14 protein-coding genes are annotated in these 17,147 nt (G+C 62.5%); 5 read left to right on the plus strand and 9 right to left on the minus strand.

Annotated features, from left to right (window positions below):
- Window positions 1–57: 57 nt before the first annotated feature.
- The 9 genes from NP945_RS18415 to NP945_RS18455 form a co-directional block, all read right to left on the minus strand.
- Window positions 58–954: a LysR family transcriptional regulator gene (locus tag NP945_RS18415; protein WP_027036279.1), complete on the minus strand. Its 897-nt coding sequence runs from the start codon at window positions 952–954 to the stop codon at window positions 58–60.
- Between the two features lie 124 nt (window positions 955–1,078).
- Window positions 1,079–2,578 (minus strand): sugar ABC transporter ATP-binding protein, encoded by a 1,500-nt coding sequence (locus NP945_RS18420; RefSeq protein ID WP_256747162.1) that lies wholly within the window; start codon window positions 2,576–2,578, stop codon window positions 1,079–1,081.
- 3 nt (window positions 2,579–2,581) lie between these two features.
- Window positions 2,582–3,676: a strictosidine synthase gene (locus NP945_RS18425; protein WP_256747163.1), complete on the minus strand. Its 1,095-nt coding sequence runs from the start codon at window positions 3,674–3,676 to the stop codon at window positions 2,582–2,584.
- Window positions 3,673–5,790 (minus strand): SMP-30/gluconolactonase/LRE family protein, encoded by a 2,118-nt coding sequence (locus NP945_RS18430; RefSeq protein ID WP_256747164.1) that lies wholly within the window; start codon window positions 5,788–5,790, stop codon window positions 3,673–3,675. Before NP945_RS18430 ends, NP945_RS18425 begins: the two co-directional genes overlap by 4 nt.
- 12 nt (window positions 5,791–5,802) lie before the next feature.
- Window positions 5,803–6,819, minus strand: a complete 1,017-nt coding sequence (locus NP945_RS18435; protein ID WP_127320431.1) for a sugar ABC transporter substrate-binding protein — start codon at window positions 6,817–6,819, stop codon at window positions 5,803–5,805.
- A gap of 35 nt (window positions 6,820–6,854) precedes the next feature.
- Window positions 6,855–7,808: an ABC transporter permease gene (locus tag NP945_RS18440; RefSeq protein ID WP_245491240.1), complete on the minus strand. Its 954-nt coding sequence runs from the start codon at window positions 7,806–7,808 to the stop codon at window positions 6,855–6,857.
- A gap of 393 nt (window positions 7,809–8,201) precedes the next feature.
- Window positions 8,202–9,026 (minus strand): alpha/beta hydrolase, encoded by an 825-nt coding sequence (locus tag NP945_RS18445; RefSeq protein WP_256747281.1) that lies wholly within the window; start codon window positions 9,024–9,026, stop codon window positions 8,202–8,204.
- Between the two features lie 10 nt (window positions 9,027–9,036).
- Window positions 9,037–10,518, minus strand: a complete 1,482-nt coding sequence (locus tag NP945_RS18450; RefSeq protein WP_256747165.1) for an NAD-dependent succinate-semialdehyde dehydrogenase — start codon at window positions 10,516–10,518, stop codon at window positions 9,037–9,039.
- Between the two features lie 16 nt (window positions 10,519–10,534).
- Window positions 10,535–11,761, minus strand: coding sequence for an iron-containing alcohol dehydrogenase (locus tag NP945_RS18455; RefSeq protein ID WP_128302544.1), 1,227 nt, complete (start codon window positions 11,759–11,761; stop codon window positions 10,535–10,537).
- Window positions 11,762–11,937: 176 nt separating this feature from the next.
- On the opposite strand from NP945_RS18455, the gene NP945_RS18460 reads away from it, so the two are divergent.
- The 5 genes from NP945_RS18460 (at window position 11,938) to NP945_RS18480 (ending at window position 16,900) form a co-directional block, all read left to right on the plus strand.
- On the plus strand, window positions 11,938–12,639 hold the full coding sequence (locus NP945_RS18460) for a GntR family transcriptional regulator (RefSeq protein ID WP_127267874.1): 702 nt from the start codon (window positions 11,938–11,940) through the stop codon (window positions 12,637–12,639).
- 11 nt (window positions 12,640–12,650) lie between these two features.
- The gene (locus NP945_RS18465; RefSeq protein WP_256747166.1) at window positions 12,651–14,243 is read left to right on the plus strand and encodes a sugar ABC transporter ATP-binding protein; all 1,593 of its coding nucleotides are present in this window, start codon (window positions 12,651–12,653) and stop codon (window positions 14,241–14,243) included.
- Window positions 14,240–15,229, plus strand: coding sequence for an ABC transporter permease (locus NP945_RS18470; protein WP_245469691.1), 990 nt, complete (start codon window positions 14,240–14,242; stop codon window positions 15,227–15,229). Before NP945_RS18465 ends, NP945_RS18470 begins: the two co-directional genes overlap by 4 nt.
- A gap of 54 nt (window positions 15,230–15,283) precedes the next feature.
- On the plus strand, window positions 15,284–16,234 hold the full coding sequence (locus NP945_RS18475; protein WP_023808960.1) for a substrate-binding domain-containing protein: 951 nt from the start codon (window positions 15,284–15,286) through the stop codon (window positions 16,232–16,234).
- Window positions 16,235–16,306: 72 nt separating this feature from the next.
- Window positions 16,307–16,900 carry a DJ-1/PfpI family protein gene (locus NP945_RS18480; RefSeq protein ID WP_013533129.1) on the plus strand — a complete coding sequence of 198 codons (594 nt, stop codon included), beginning with the start codon at window positions 16,307–16,309 and terminating at the stop codon, window positions 16,898–16,900.
- Window positions 16,901–17,147: the final 247 nt, after the last annotated feature.

The raw sequence follows: 17,147 nt of genomic DNA on the forward strand, positions 1-17,147 counted from the left end.
GGCGTTCCCGCACTATTCTCGGCGCTCGTGCAAGGTGCCTGTCCGAAGGCGCGATGCTCAGTTTGCCAGTTCGCGCAAATTGGTGCGGATGAGGTTCATCAGCTGTTCGGAGAAGGAGTGGTGCACATAGCCCCGCGCGGTGATGATGCCGACGGAGCGGTGGGCGTCGCGATGGTCGATCGGCACCACTCGCATGCGCTCGTCATTGCGCGAAATGGCGATGCCGGGCACCACGCAGACGCCAAGTCCCGAACACACCAGAGCCACCGCCGTCTGTGCGCTTTCGACCTCGTATTGCGGCTTGAGCTCGATGCCTTCCGCCGCCGTCAGCCGATCGACAAGGCCGCGCACGGCGGTCTTGCGGTTGAGCAGGATGAGCGGATAGCGCAGCAGGTCGGAGAGCAGCAGCTTCTTTTCGCCGCCGTATATTTCCGTGGGAATGCAGGCCATCAGCGGATCGTCGAGGATAGACTCGAACTGGAAGTCCGTCAGGTTTGGCAGTTCCGGGCCGATGTAGAACTCGACCTCCTGCTGTTGCAAAAGGCCAAGCGCGGCCTGCGGTGGGCTCTCGATGACCTCGACGATGCTGCGGGGATAGCGCAACTTGAATGTCGCCAGGATATCGCCCAGCCGGCTTGCCGCGAGCGTCGGGGCGCAGGCGATCTGCACCTTGCCCTTGCGCCGAGCGGCGACCTCCGTCAGCCGGTCGAGGCTGGTCTGCACCTGTGACATCACATTGGCGATCTCCTCGAACAGAATCTGGCCTTCCGGCGTCAGGCTTGCACGCTGTGCGGTGCGGATAAACAGCGAGATGCCGATCTGCTCCTCAAGGTCGCGAATCTGCATCGAGACCGCCGATGGTGAACGGTTGCTCTCCTCGGCAGCACGACGGAAGCTGCCGTTTTCGGCGGCAAGCAGGAACGTCTGCAGAAGTTTGAGGTTAATGCTGGGCATATCCGCTCGGGCAGGGTGATCTGACCCCTGACCTATTCAGACGCGGAACCGATTGCAAGGCAATAGGACCGGCCAGACATTGGTCCTGGCTTGACCGGCAAAAGTGTCTCTCTTGTCGGGCCGCTCAATGAACCGCGGCGAACATGACGCGCTCCTCGGTGGCCTCCGACAGCATCATCTCCTCGACCACGCGGCCGCGCTTGACCACCAGAATGCGATCCGAAACGGCGAGAATTTCAGGCAGATAGGACGAGATGACAACGACGGCCATGCCTTGCTCGGCGAGATCGCTGATGAGCTGGTGGATCTCGACGATGGCGCCGACGTCGACACCGCGTGTCGGCTCGTCGAAGATCACCAGCCTCGGCTTCTGGATCAGCGATTTGGCGATCACGACCTTTTGCTGGTTACCGCCGGAGAGCTCGATCATCCGGGCTCGGTCGCTGGTCTGCCGCAGGCTCAGGCGTTCACCCCATTCGCGGGCAAGTTGCCTGGCCCGCGCCAGCGACACCATGGAGACGGGATTGGCGCCCTCGGTCAGTTCACCCATTTGCAGGTTCTCGCCCGCGGTCATGGTTTCGAAGAAACCGTCGACCTTGCGATCCTCGGTGACATAGACGATGCCGTCGCGCACCGCAGGCCTGGGCACCCGGTAGCGCACCGACTTGCCGAGCAGGCGGATCTCGCCGCCGTGGAAGATGTTGCGCTTCAACAGTCCAGCGACGACCTTGGCCATTTCGGTGCGGCCGGCGCCGACAAGGCCGAACATGCCGGTGACCTGGCCCGAAAACACCGAGAAGGAAGAGTTGCGCACCAAGCCGGCGCAGGACAGGTTCTCGACCGAAAGCACCTTGTTGCCATAGGGCCGCGCCGTGCGCTTGACCTCGCCATGCAGCGTTTCGGTCAGCGTACGGCCGACCATGGCCTGCACGATCGAAGCGCGGGTGAAGCCCTTGGCTTCGCCGGACGCGACGATCTCGCCATCGCGCATGACCGTGATGCGGTTAGCGACAGCAAGCGCCTCTTCCAGCGCATGGGTGATGAAGATGACGGCGATGCCCTCCTTCACCAGCCGCTGCAAAAGTTTGAAGAAGTGGCTTTTCTCTTCGGGCGTCAGCGTCGCGGTCGGCTCGTCGAAGATGATGACGCGGGCCTTGTGGTGGACGGCGCGCGCGATCTCCACCATCTGCTTGTGCGCCGCGCCCAGCGTGCTGACCTGCGCGGACGGGTCGACCTGGAAGCCCATGCCGGCGAGGAACTGCCGCGCCTGAATGTAGAGGCCGCGCAACCGGTTGAACATCTTCTCTTCGCCGAGATAGAGATTCTGCGCCACCGTCATGGCCGGCACCAGGTTGGTTTCCTGGAACACCATGGCGATGCCGGCGCGCAGCGCTTCGGCGGGCGTGGCGAAGGACACATCCTTGCCGTCGAAGGTCATCTTGCCCTCGGTCAGCTTGAAGACACCGGCCATGACCTTGGTCAGCGTCGACTTGCCGGCGCCGTTTTCCCCGAGCAGCGCATGGATTTCGCCCTTGCGCAGGTCGAAATTGACATTCTTGAAGGCCGGAATGCGCGCGAACGCCTTGGCGGCGTCCCTGAGTTCAATGATGTTGGCGTCCGACATCGCTTAGCCTCGCTTGCCACTGGCGGCGCTCGCCACGCGCACGATCCGCGATCCGCCGCGCGAGGCGACCAGAAGGTCATCGCCCAGCTCGCAGGCGCTCAGCGTCCCGTGCACCTTGCCGTCGGCGCGCGAATGGAAACTCGACAGCGGCTTCATGTTCTGGTCGCAAAGGACCACCAGCCCGTAGGACCTTGTCACCGCGTATGGCTTCAGCACGTTCATCTGCTTCAACTGGCTGCCTTGCATGGGCTCGCGATAGTCGCGCCATGACCCGAGCGACGGCGCCATCCAGTAGGCCTCGGGGACTTCCGCCAGCATGCGGGTGCGGTAGGTGTCCTCGCGCAGGATGAACTCCACCAGCTGGTTGCGCACGGAATAGAAGGTCAGCCAGTAGCCGGCGTTGAAGGCCGGAGCGATACGCGCGGGGTAGGCCGGCAGATGCTCCAGCACGGGCAGCGTCGCCTTGGTGGCAAGGTCGATCGCCAGCACGCGGTGGCGCCAGGCCTCCGAGACGTAGATGCGGTTGGAGCCGGTGGTGGCGATGCCGGCCGGCCAGGCCAAGCCATCCCTGATCAGCTCCAGCCGGCCGTTTTTCAGATCGAGCCGCCAGACCGAACCGGATACGCTCTTCTGCATCAGGTCGCGACGCCAACCGCTCGCCTGCACTGAGGCCGAGCCGTTGGCCACCAGTAAGGTGTTGCTGTCGAGGAAGGTGAGAGCGGTGATGCAGGAGAGGCGCCGAGCCTCCTCGCCCGTCGCCCCGCGCCCGTCATGCAGGCCGCCGCGGATGACGACGCCCTTGCCGTCGATGGCCATCGCGGTCATGCCGCGGGCATGGGCGAGTGCTGTGATCTCGCCCGGAAATTCCTGCAAGGTTTCGGCATGGCCGTCGGCGCTAAAGCGCATCAGCCGGTTGGCGCTGCTTGCCAGGAGGCCCTTTTCGGTGCGCACGAGATTGTCGGCCTCGGCGAGGCCGGCGAATTGGCCGGCTTCCTCCAGTCCTTGGTTGGGCAGCAACGGCCCGTCGAGCGTCGGCACGGTCACGGCCCACTCGCCACGGCCGAGAAAGCGGTCAAGAAGCTGGTTCAAACCGCTCATGACTTTTTGCCCCAGTAGGAATCCGAGCTGAACCAGTCGGGATCGACGCTTTTCAGGGGCAAAGTGCCCATGCGGTTGTTGAAGATGCCGCAGAGATAGAGGATGCCCTTGTGCTCGCGCATAGAGGTGATCATCGGATGCTTCTCGCCGGCCTGGTCCCACAGGCTTTCGAGGATCTGGCCGTTTTCGTCGAAGCGCAGCACGCAGCCGGTGTTGAGATTGGGCATCAGCCACGCATCTTCCGATACGCGCCGCGCCATGCGGCGGCGGAAGCCCGGCATTTCAAGCGAGAGATCCAATGCCGGCGTGCGCATGCCCATCAGGGCCAGCCAGTAGGTGCCGTCGGAGGCGCGGTTGATGTTGTCGGGATAGCCGGGCAAGCCCTCGATGACGCGCTCGACCTGGCCCTTCTTCGGGCCATCGAAATAGTAGCGGCTGATGCGGCAGGCCCAGCTTTCGGCGAACAGCACCGACTGGCCGTCGAAGGCCGTGCAGATGCCATTGGGGAAGACGAGGTTCGACAGCAGTGTGCGTGTCGAACCGGATTTCGGATCATGGACGATGATGCGTCCATTGCCGCGGCTTTCCAGCGCGTCGGCATACCAGTCATGCATCTCGAAGCGCACTGTCGCTTCCGAGAAGACGATGCGGCCGTCCGGCAGGATGTCGCAGTCGTCGGCGAGCTTCATGGTGGAGTCGTCGACCACCGAGGTCAGTGAGCGGTTGGTCTCGGCGGTCAGCAGTTTTACATGCCCGGCCTGCGAGACCTGGTAGAGGCCCATGCCGGCGACGCAGATGACGAGATTGTCGTCGCGGTCGAAAGCCATGCCGAGCGGCGAGCCGCCAATATGTGCGAACACTTCGCTGTCGGTGTAGTGCGGCGGCTGGAAGCGCAGGATATCGCCTTGGCGGCTGCCGGTGTAGAGGCGGTCCTGCCGGTCGAAGATCACATCTTCCGCGCCGTCGAGAAAGCCGAGGCCGATGACGCCGACGTCCTTCAACCGGTCGTTCACCGCCATCGGCGCGCCGGGCGCGGTCGAGATCGCCTGCGGCATCTTGGCGAAGGTCGGCGAGATGTAGACGCTGCGCAGGATCTTGTGGCGGTTCTTCACCCAGCGTACGTCGAGAAGCACCGACAAGAGCAGCACGATGCCGAGGATCAGGAAATTGACCGGGCCGGGCACGGCCAGCGCAAGCAGGCTGTTCGACAGGACAAGCACGAAGACGGTGCCCATCAGCGCCTTGGCGACCGAGCCGCGCCCGCCGCCGAGCGAGATGCCGCCGAGCACGGTCGCGGTCAACACCTGCAGTTCGAGCCCGGTGCCGATGTCGGAAGCAGCACTGCCGATGCGGGCCGAGAAGAAGAAGCCGGAGAGCGCCACCAGCACCGAGCACAAGACATAGGCGCTGAACAAGATGAAGCGCACATTGATGCCGGCATTGTAGGCAGAGCGCCGCGCGCCGCCGACCGCGAACAGCCGCCAGCCATAGCGGGCGCGCGACAGCACGAGATGGATGATCAGCGCGATGACGACGAAGACCACACAGGATGTCGGCACGCCCCAGATCGTGCCGAAACCAAGGAAATCATAGGCCGGCGAATCCGAACCGCTGGTGACGATCCGCGTCGAGACCTGCGGGAAGACGATGTCGAAGGTCGAGCGGTAGATGATGAGCGTCACCAGCGTGGTGAGAAAGGCCCGCATGCGCAGGAAGCCAACCAGGAAGCCGTTGATGGCGCCGCAGACGACGCCGAGGCCCAGGCACGCCAACAGGCCGGTACCAAAGCTCCACTGCTCGACATTCATGCCATAGAGCGTGACCAGCACGGCGAGCGCGAAGGTCGACCCGACAGACAGATCGATGCCGCCCGATACCATGACGATGGTCATGCCGAGGACGACCAGCCCAAGCTCGGCTGTCTGGCCGCTGAGATTGGTCAGCGTCGCCAGATCGAAGAAGCCCGGCACGATCGAGCCGAAGATCGCGCACAAAATGACCAGCGCCGTGAAGGGGATGACGCTGTCGATCCACTTCTTGGTCAGGATCTCCCCGACCACGTGGTCGGGGAGCAGGCGGTAGCGCCAGCGCACAAGGCTTTCGGCCATGCTCATCAAGGAAGTCCGTTACTTGAGCTCGTCCAGCTTCCAGCAATTCCTGCCGGTCGCATTGGCCTTGTCGACGCGGGTGATCGGGCCGAAGAAGATGGTCTTCTCGCTGCCCGCTTGCCGCTCGGGCTGCTGCAGCAGCTCGGAAATCTGCTGTGCGGCGATCTCGGCCTGGATCGGGGCATTAAAGTTGAAGATCACGTCGAGCAGCCCGTTCTTGATGCTCTCGCAGCCCGTGGCGCTGCCGGCGCCATTGGTAACGATCGTCACCTGGTCCTGTTTGCCGGCGGCCGCGACGGCGGCGCCTGCGCCGACCTCGGCATTGTCCCAGATGCCCATGATGCCGCACAGGTCCGGATGCTGCTGGAGGACCGTCTCGGTGATCTGGCGGGCCTTTTCGCTCATGTAATCGGCCGGCTGGTCGGAGACGAGCTGCAGCTCGGGATTGGCCTTCAGCACCTCGTCGATGCCGGTGCGCATGTAGATGTTGGCGGCGCCCGTCTGGACACCGGCGAGCCAGACCACCTTGTGCGAGACGGCATTGGGGCCGGTGCAGTGTTTGGCCAGTTCGCCCATTTCGAGACGGCCCATTTCGATCCAGTCGTTGCCTACATAACTGTCGGTCTGGGTGGCCGACTGCATGTTGACTTGCAGCACCTTGATGCCGGCCGCCTGCGCCTGTTTCAACAGGCGTGCGTAGGTCTGGACATCGGGGTTCTGCACGATGATCAGGTCCGGCTTCTCGGCGATGGCGCCCTGCATGGCGCGGATGCCGGCATTGGTGTCACCGGAGGGATCGCGCACTTCAAGGCTGAAGCCGTAGCGTGCCGCGTGACGCTGCCACACCACCACCCATGCCTGGTTGAGGTCCATGCCCTGTGAGATCGGCACGAAGATGACCTTCTTGCCCTTGAGCGCCTCGAGATACGTGGAGCGGCCGACCTGGTCGGTTTCCTGCGCCGTGGTGATTTTCGCCGCGCCCAGCAGCGCGAGCGCTGTCATGCCCGCGAACAGGCAGTTCTTGAACAATTTCATGTTTCTCCTCCCAGATTTATGTCTCGGTTCTTGTTTCAGATGTCGCCGCTTTGCGAGGTCTGCTCGTCGCGCGGATTGATGATGGCGTCGATCGCCAGCGCGCCCAGCAGGATCACGCTCTTGATCAGGTTCTGGCTGGTGTAGCTGAAGTTCAGGATCGTCATCCCGTTGGTCAGGATGCCGACCAGAATGGTGCCGACGATGACGTTGCGTACGCCGCCCTGGCCACCGGAGAGGCCGATGCCGCCCAACACGACCACCAGCAGCACGTCGTAGATCAGGCTGGAATTGTAGAGGCGGGTGTCGATGCCGGTGACCAGCCCCAGCATGATGATGCCGGCGGTATAGGCAATGAGGGCGCTGATGACATATTGCGTCACGATGATCGGGCGCGTCGGTAGCCCGGTGGTGCGGGCCGCGTTCGGGTTGTCGCCAGTGGCATAGACCAGCCGGCCGAAGCGGGTCTTCCTCAGGAAGAAACCCATGAGCGCGGCCACAGCCGCGAAGATGATCACCGACATCGGGATGCTGAAGATGGTTCCGTTGCCGACGAATTTCAGCCAGCCAATATCGGAGGGGGCATAGAGCACGTCGGACGCAAAGACGATGCGGCCAGAGCCGTAGACCGAGGATGCGATGGCAAGGGTGGCGAAGATCGGCGGAATTTCGGCCACTGCCACCATGACGCCGGTGAACAGGCCGATGACCGCGACCAGGATGGCGCCGCACATGATGGCCAGCGTGAAGTCGACGCCCCAGGTGGAGATCCAAATGCTGAAGGCGACGCCGACCACCATCACCGCCACCATGGTCAGGTCGATGCCGCGCCCGACGACGATGAACCCCATGCCGACGGCCAGCGTGCCGAGGATCGAGACATTCTTGAGAATGGCAAGGATGTTGCCTTGGCTCAGGAAATTGTTGAGCGTCGCCGAGAACACCAGGAACAGGACGGCCGAGATCGCGCCGACGACGAGTTCCTGGGACATTTTGATGCCCAAGCGCGCGGTGTCGGATTTGCCCGAACCAGCCAAGTCAGTTCCTCCCTCGCTGCCGGTTTGAACCAGCGGCGTGCCAAAGCGGCCTTGCCCCAGGGGCTTTGCCGCGACGACGTTTCCTCCACAGCCCTAAGCCGGCTGCTTGCGTTAAGACCATCGCGACTCAGGGCGGCAGGGGCAATTTCGATTTTCTGATGCGCTGTGCAGTTCGTCAGTGTGGAGAAAGAGGATGAGGAATCGTCGCTTGTGTCCTCTGCCGGATTTCACCTGCCGCTAAGCTCAGTCCGATGCCGGTAGCGTGCCGCGATCCCGTGACGGTACTTTCTTGAGTGACGGGAGTGTCTGGCCCGGCAGTCAAGCGGCTCTGTTTCCCCAGGTTCCGTCCTATAGGCAGTTTCCCTCGATCATCGCCATCAGGCAATCGCCACATTGTGTGCCGCTGATGCCCAGATCACGCACGCTGTTCATGTGGTTTCGGTCATTCAGGCGGAGGTCGCAGACAAAGTGCCCCTGCGCGCGCAAGCGCTTTCCGAAGTCTGCGGCCTGCTGGTGAAAAGGTGACGTTTCCTGATCTCCCACGAGAATGGTCGCTGCCGTCTCCGGGTCATGCCACCGCGTCATTGGGGTGAAGGCAGCTGCCTCCTCATCGGTGATTCCGATTAGCGGCTGGAGGAAGGACGTCTGAAGGGGCTTGAGGTCGTAAAGGCCGCCTAGCAGCAGCGCCGCACGTATGCGCGATGGCATTGGCGTCTTTTCGAACAGGAATGTGGCCAGGTGTGCGCCCGCCGAATGACCACTTACGCTTAGCCGGGCAGGGTCACCGCCATGAGCGGCTATATTGTCCAGCACCCATTGTTTGGCGCGCCGGACCTGGGCGACGATTGCCGCCATCCTGAATTCGGGCATCAGCGCATAGTCGACGATGACGGCGATCGCCCCAGCTTTGGTGACTGTGTTCGCTACATAAGAATAGTCGCTCCTGGAGAACATGCGCCAGTAGCCGCCATGGATGAAGATGTGCACGGGAAGATCCCTGCGCGCGCCGGGCGGAAAGAAGAGGTCCAACCTTTCGGCCTTGCCCTCGCCATAGGCGATATCAGCCGACATTGGCAGGGTCGCCCGGGTTTCGGCGCTGCGGCTTACTATGTCGGCCACGACATCGTCAAAGTCGGCCACATGGTCGCGCGTGCGGAAAGGGTCCTTTGACATGACTGCCGGTTCAGAAGGTGACGGCAATATATTTAGCCTCCATGAACTCGGCGATGCCGTGGTGCTGGCCGCCTTCGCGGCCAAGGCCACTCTGCTTGACGCCTCCGAATGGTGCGGCCGGATCCGACATCAGTCCTCGGTTGAGACCGATCATGCCGGCCTCGATCCCCGACGCCACCCGCATGCCGCGTCCAATATCGCGTGTGTATATATAAGCGGCCAGGCCATATTCCGTGTTGTTAGCATGTGCGATCGCCTCGGCCTCGGTGTCGAAGCGTGTGATGGGTGCCACCGGGCCGAAAATCTCCTCGTGCGCCATCTCCGCATCGGGCGGCACATCGGACAGCACTGTGGGCGGATAGAAGAACCCTTCTTCCTCCGAAATCGCCCCGCCGCAAAGCACCTTGGCCCCCCGGCCCACGGCGTCCTTGACCAGGCGGTCGATCTTGTCGACAGCCTTTCTGGTGATCATCGGCCCGCATTCTGTGTCTGCATTCGGTCCCGCTCCCACCTTAAGTGCCGCCATGCGCTTGCGGAGCCCGTCGGCAAAAGCATCATAAATTCCCGATTGTACATAGAGGCGATTGGCGGCGGTGCAGGCTTCGCCGGCGTTGCGCATCTTGGCGATCATCGCGCCGTCGAGGGCGGCGTCGAGTTCGGCATCGTCGAAGACGACAAACGGGGCATTGCCGCCGAGTTCCATCGAACACGAAATGACATGCTTTGAAGCCTCGCCGAGCAAGGTTCGGCCGACACCCGTCGACCCCGTGAAGGACAGTTTCCTGACGCGTGGATCGGCGAGCATGGCCGAAGTCAGCGGCCCGGGACTGGTCGTGGTCAGCACGTTGACGACGCCGGCAGGCACGCCGGCTTCGCTGTAGAGTGCCGCCAGCGCATAGGCCGTCAGCGGTGTTTCACTTGCCGGCTTCAGGACGACAGTGCAGCCTGCCGCCAGCGCCGGCGCGATCTTGCGGGTCGCCATAGCGGCCGGAAAATTCCACGGTGTGATCAGCACGCAAATTCCGATCGGCTCATAATCGACCACGATGCGATTGCTGCCGGAGGGCGCGGTGCCGAACTCACCGGTGATGCGGACCGCTTCCTCAGCATTCCAACGGAAGAACTCGGCGGCGTACGCCACTTCGCCGCGCGCGTCGCGCAGCGCCTTGCCGTTCTCCAGGGAGATCAGCATGGCAAGCGTTTCGGAGCGTTCGACCATGAGCTCAAAACAGCGCCGAAGGATTTCCGAGCGTTTGCGCGGCGCAGTTTCCCGCCATCCCTTAGCTGCTTTGGCCGCGGCCGCGACGGCGGCGGTGGCGTCCTCGACCGTCGCATCGGGAACCGCCGCGATCACCGCCCCGGAGGAGGGATCGACGACATCGATGAGCCGACCGTCGGAGGACGGCCGCCAAGTGCCGTCGATGTAAAGTCCGTGCGAAAAACCGCGCACGTCATAGCCATCCTGGTCGAGTTGCTGAGCCTTCAAATTCATCGCTTTGTTCCGTTCTTCACATAACGCAGGCGGCGAGGTCGCCGTCATGGGCAGCCTGGACGAGGCGTCGCATCGTGCCGAGATCGAAGGCACGCGGATTGTTCTTGATCAGGCGGTCGATGCCGAGCGCTTGCTCGGCTGTCCAGTCAAGCTTATCGGCGGGGAGGCCTAAATCCGCCAGTGTCGGCGTAATACCGATCGCCGCGAACAATCGCCTGATCTCCTCGATTGTGGCGGCTGCCATCTCGGCGGCGGTTCTGGCCTTGGTCTCCAAGCCAAGTGCCGCGCCGATCTCTGCCATCTCGTGAGCGGCGACGCGGCTGTTATAGGTCATCACGTAAGGCATCATTGTCGCCACGCCCAAACCATGGGCGGTGTGGGTGAGGGCGCCTGCCGGGTATTGCACGGCATGCGCCGCCGCCGTGCCGGCGGTGCCGAATGCGCAGCCCGCCGCCAGCGCGCCCATCATGACATCGGCGCGCGCGTCGGCATCGGTGCCGTCGCTGCAGGCTTTCTCAAGGCTCCGACCAAGCAGTTTTATCGCGAGCAACGCGAAATGGTCGGTCAGCGCAGTCTTGCCGATGAAGACATGCTGTTGCGGCAGATTGGGGTCTTCACCGCGCCGCATGGCGGTGAAGGCCTCGATCGCATGGGTCAGCGCGTCAGCGCCGGCGATCGCGGTCAGGCCAGGCGGACAGGTCATAGTCAGTTCGGGATCGCACAGAGCGACGGCGGCGATAAGGTGAGGGCTCGATATGCCGACCTTGAGCGTCCGGTCCGGGTCGGAAATCACCGCGACCGGCGTCACCTCGGAGCCGGTGCCGGCCGTGGTGGGCACGGCGATCAGCGGCAGTGTCGGACCCGGCACCTTGAACTCCCCGTAATAGTCCTGGAGCTTGCCGCCATGGCTGAGAAGCAGGGTGGTGCATTTGGCGAAATCGAGACAGCTGCCGCCGCCGATGCCGATCACCATGTCCGGCCTGAACCCCTTCGCTTCCTCGACACAGATGCCGACCGTGTCGCGTGGCACGTCGGGCAGAACATGATCATGCACCAGAACCTCGATCGAGGCTGACTGAAGGGACTTGATGATGTCGGCGAATACCATTGTGCCCGCGAAACGCTCATCGGTGCAGACCAGCGCGCGTCGGCCGAACCGGGCGGCGACCGTCGGCAGCACATGGCGCTGCCCTTTCCCGAACAGGATTTCACGCGGCAACCGCAGGGCGGCGAAGAGGGTCATGATCGGTCCTTTGACGGCGGCTGACTGGAAACGGAGGCATTGAACTGGGCTTGGATCGGACGGTCTAAGAGCGTGTCTCTCGCCCCTAAAAAATATCCGCTTTAAAATCGTATAGGATATAGGATTGCATCGACGGAACCATCGTGTTAGCAGTCCTCACTGTCAAGAGGCAAAATATGCAGACCGCAAACTTACCCGACCCAAGCGACGCCACCATTGGGGCTGGTCGCATCCAGCGCGCCAACAGTCTCGTCGAAGATGTCTATGAAGCCATCTTCGCGCAGTTGATGGCGCTGAAAATCCCGCCAGGCTCACGTATTACAGTCGATAGCCTGGTCAAGGAATTCAACGTCTCGCACACGCCGATCCGCGAAGCCCTTGGCCGGCTCGAAGGCGAAGGCCTCGTGCTCAAGACGCATTTGATCGGTTATCGTGCCGCACCCCAGATCACCCGGCGCCGTTTCGACGAATTATACGAGATGCGTCTGCTGCTCGAACCGCATGGCGCCGCAAAGGCCGCCGCAATGATGGACGAGGCCAAGTTCAATGTGTTGCTCGAAGCCGCCGGCGTGATGTCTCGCCGCGAAGGCAAGGATGATCGCGTACGCTATTCGAACTTCGCCAGGCAGGATGCGATCTTCCACGACAAGATCTTGGAGTTTTCTCAAAACGAACTCATCCGCGAGACGTTGAGCCACCAGCACACGCACTTCCACATCTTCCGCCTGATGTTTCATGCACGTGTGACCGAAGAGGCACTTGACGAACACGAGGCGATTCTTGCCGCGTTCGGCTCTGCCGATCCCGATGCCGCCGCAAAGGCGATGCGCATCCATATAGAGCACTCGCGCGATCGCCTGCTCCCGGCATTCGATTGAGGTCGGAACGGATGTCCATTGCCGCGAATATCGCCGGGGAGGGCGGGAGCACGTTGTCCAGCAATGCGCATGGTTCGCTCGAACCGGTGCTGCGCGCCCAGCAATTGTCCAAGCAATACGGCCCGGTGACGGTGTTGTCGGACATCACCCTAGACGTCCTGCCCGGTGAGATCCACGCCATCATTGGCGAGAACGGTGCCGGCAAGTCGACGTTGATGCGGCTGCTGTCCGGCTATGTCGAGCCAAGCCACGGCACATTGTCGATGAACGGACATGCGGTGAAATTTGCCAAGCCCAGCCAGGCACAGGATGCCGGTATCGCTTTGGTTCACCAGGAGATCCTGCTCGCCGAGGGGCTCACGGTCACCGACAATCTGTTTCTCGGGCGAGAGCTTTCGCGTGGCCTTGTCGTGGATGACCGCACCATGCGCCGGCTGGCGGCCGAGAAACTGGCGCAGATCGGCTGCGCGGTCTCGCCAAGGGCATTGGTGCGCGACGTCTCGCTGGCAGACCGGCAGATGGTGCAGATCGCTCGCGCTCTGCTTGACGACTATAAATTGGTTATCTTCGACGAGCCGACCGCCGTTCTGACCGGTGGCGAGGTCGAGCGCCTGCTGGAGATCGTCCTGCGACTGAAGGCTCACGGCATCGCCGTGCTGTATATCAGCCACCGGTTGGACGAGGTGCAACGGGTGGCCGACAAGGTGACCGTTCTGCGTGACGGCAAGATGGTCGGCACCTATCCCGGCAGGACGCTGAGCCAGATGGATATGGCGCGGCTGATGGTCGGGCGCGAACTGGCAGCACTCTATCCCGAAAAAACCGTGGCGCCTTCGGATGTGCCGATGCTGAGCGTCAGCAACGCCACCGTTCCCGGCTATGTGGAGGACGTGTCGTTTACGGTCCACAAGGGCGAGATCCTTGGGTTTGCCGGCATGGTCGGGGCGGGCCGCACCGAACTTTTCGAGGGCATTATCGGCCTGCGCCCGGCGACCGCCACCGTTGAACTCAAGGGCAAGTCGGTCCATTTCCAGTCGCAACGCGCGGCGATCGACGCCGGCGTCGGTTACCTGACCGAGGATCGCAAGGGCAAGGGACTGCTGCTGCAGGAGCGCCTGGCGCCTAACCTGACGCTGTCGGCGCTCGGTGTGTTCCATCCCGGCCTCTCGATGGGTCGGCGCCGCGAAGCGGAGGCCCTGGAACAGGCCGTGGAGGCATATGACATCAGGCTGAACAGCCTCGGCGCCAAAGCGGGCCAGCTTTCCGGGGGCAATCAGCAGAAGCTGCTGCTGGCGAAGGTGCTGCTGACCGATCCTTCGGTGGTCATTATCGACGAGCCCACGCGTGGCATCGACATCGCCAACAAGGCGCAGATCTATGCCTTCATCCAGGAGCTTGTGGCGAAGGGCAAGGCCTGCATCGTCATCTCTTCGGAGATGCAGGAATTGATCGGCATCTGCGACCGCATCCTGGTGATGCGCGAAGGCCGCATCACCGGCGAGGTCAGCGGCGCCGAAATGACCGAAAGCAACGTGGCGGTACTGGCGACCAGTGGCCCCAAGCCAGGGCCAAAAGCCAAGGGAGGCACAGAATGGTTGTCATGACCGAATCCGCACCCGGGCGTCGCGCCCTGGATCTCAATGTCAGTTGGACCGACATCGGACCCTTCCTTGCGCTGGCGGCCCTCCTGGTCGTGGGTTACCTCATCAACCCCGATTTCCTGTCCGCCACCAATCTCGCCAACGTCATCACTCGCAGCGCCTTCATCGCCATTATCGCGGTCGGCGCGACATTTGTGATCTCGTCCGGCGGGCTCGATCTTTCCGTCGGCTCGATGGCCGCCTTCATCACCGGCATCACCATCATGTTCATGAACACGGTGGCGCCGCATGCCGGTATCTGGGCTATTCCCGCCGGCATGGCGGTGGCGATCCTGGTCGGCCTGCTGTGCGGGCTTGCCAACGGCCTCATCGTCACGGTCGGCAGGATCGAACCGTTTATCGCCACGCTGGGCACGATGGGGATTTTCCGGGCGCTGATAACCTATCTGACCGACGGCGGCACGATACCGATCGACCGATCGCTGCGCGAGGCCTACCGGCCTGTCTATTTCGGCACGGTTGCCGGCATCCCGGTTCCAATCCTCATATCCATCGCCGTCGCCGCGGTCGCATCCTTCATCCTGTACAAGATGAAATACGGCCGCAAATGCGCGGCGGTCGGCGCCAATGAGGATGTCGCCCGTTATTCCGGCATCTCGGTGATCAGGACACGGACCGTCGCCTATATCGTCCAGGGTGTCTGCGTGGCCATTGCCGCGATCTGCTACGTGCCGCGCCTGGGCGCCGCAACGCCGACGACCGGACAGCTTTGGGAACTGCAGGTCATCACCGCAGTGGTGATCGGCGGCACCGCGCTGCGCGGCGGCAAGGGCCATGTGTGGGGAACAGTCGCCGGCGCCGTCATCCTGGAGCTCATCGCCAACCTCATGGTGCTGTCGGACTTCGTCTCCGAATACCTCGTCGCCGCTGTTCAGGGCGTCATCATCATCATCGCCATGCTCATCCAGCGGTTTTCTAATTCGAAATAGCGCCGCGTCCGGACCACGCGGATCAACGTTCTTGTAGGTCCAAGGGAGAAGACAATGTTCAGTAGAAAATGGATTGCGGCGGCGACACTTGGCGCGCTGCTGCTGGCCGGCCAGGCCATGGCGCAAGACAAGAAGGTCATCGCGGTGTCGATACCGGCAGCCGACCACGGTTGGACGGCGGGCATCGTCTATCACGCACAAGCGGCGGCCAAGGAAATCAATGCCGCGTTCCCGAACGTCGAAGTGGTCGTGAAGACGTCGCCGTCGGCGGCGGAGCAGGTCAGCGCGCTTGAGGACCTGTCGGCCAGCCGCAAGCTGGACGCTTTGGTGATCCTGCCTTACAGCTCAGAAGAGCTGACTCAGCCGGTCAAGGCTATCAAGGACATGGGCACGTTCATCACCGTCGTCGATCGCGGTCTGACTGACGCCTCCGTCCAGGATCTTTACCTCGCCGGCGACAATATCGCGGTTGGCACCAACACAGCCAAGTTCATGATCGACAAGCTCGGCGGCAAGGGCGACGTCGTTGTGCTGCGCGGCATTCCGACCGTCATCGACGACGAGCGCATCAAGGGCTTCCAGGACACGATCAAGGGTACGAACCTGAAAGTCCTCGACATCCAGTACGCGCATTGGAACAGCGACGAGGCCTTCAAGTTGATGCAGGACTATTTGGCCAAGTACCCCCATATCGATGCGGTCTGGGCCAATGACGACGACATGCTGCTTGGCGTGCTCGAGGCGGTCAAGCAATCGGGCCGGACCGATATCAAGCTGGCGCTCGGTGGCAACGGCATGAAGGACATCGTCAAGAAGGTGATCGACGGCGACGCCATGACGCCGGTCGAGACGCCATATCCGCCGTCGATGATCAAGACCGCGATCTACATGACCGTCGCCAACCTGATCGGCCAGGCACCCGTCCGTGGCACCGTCAAGCTCGACGCGCCGTTGATCACCCAAGCCAACGCCAAGGAATACTATTTCCCTGACTCGCCATTCTAACCCTATCCGATTTCACCGAAAGGCAGGGCGCGGTCTGCGCCTTGCCTAGCTCAAACACTGAGAGGAAGAGCCATGCCAGGCAAAAAGATACTGATGCTGACCGGTGAGTTCACCGAAGAATACGAGATCTTTGTCTATCAGCAGGCGATGGAAGCCGTCGGTCACACCATCCACGTGGTATGCCCAGACAAGAACGCCGGAGATCTGATCAAGACCTCGCTGCACGACTTCGAGGGCGACCAGACCTACACCGAAAAGCTCGGCCACTATGCGCTGATCAACAAGACTTTCTCGGAAGCTGAGAGGCAGCTCGATCAATATCATGCCGTCTACTGCGCGGGCGGCCGCGGCCCGGAATACATCCGCACCGACAAGCGCGTGCAGGCGATCGTGCGCCATTTCCACGAGGCCAAGAAGCCGATCTTCACCATCTGCCACGGTGTGCAGATCCTGATCGCTGTCGACGGCGTGGTGCGTGGCAAGAAGGTCGCAGCACTCGGCGCCTGCGAGCCTGAAGTGACACTGGCGGGTGGCACCTATATCGACCTGTCGCCGACCGAGGCCTATGTGGACGGAACAATGGTTTCTGCCAAAGGCTGGACGGCGCTTGCTGCGTTCATCCGCGAATGTTTGAAGGTGCTGGGAACGGAAATCCGCCACGCGTAAGCTTCTGGAACCGACGCATTCCCCAAGGGATGCGTCGGTTCTCTTCAATAGCGCCTTCATATCCATATCAATTCGGTCGGGATCGCGGCTGTCGAGCGCACCGGTATAGGCGAGATGCTCAAGGAGTGCCGCCTGGTTGCGCTGCTTTCGTCCTTCTTGTGCTGGCGCGCGGCGCTGTTTCGGCGTCCGGATTAGAGGTCGTGTCGTCGACCGTGCGGCCCGTCGTCGCCCCAAGCGATCACGCTCG

Origin of the sequence: Mesorhizobium sp. LMG17149, from assembly GCF_024518695.1 — a bacterium.
Taxonomy (GTDB): Bacteria; Pseudomonadota; Alphaproteobacteria; order Rhizobiales; family Rhizobiaceae; genus Mesorhizobium.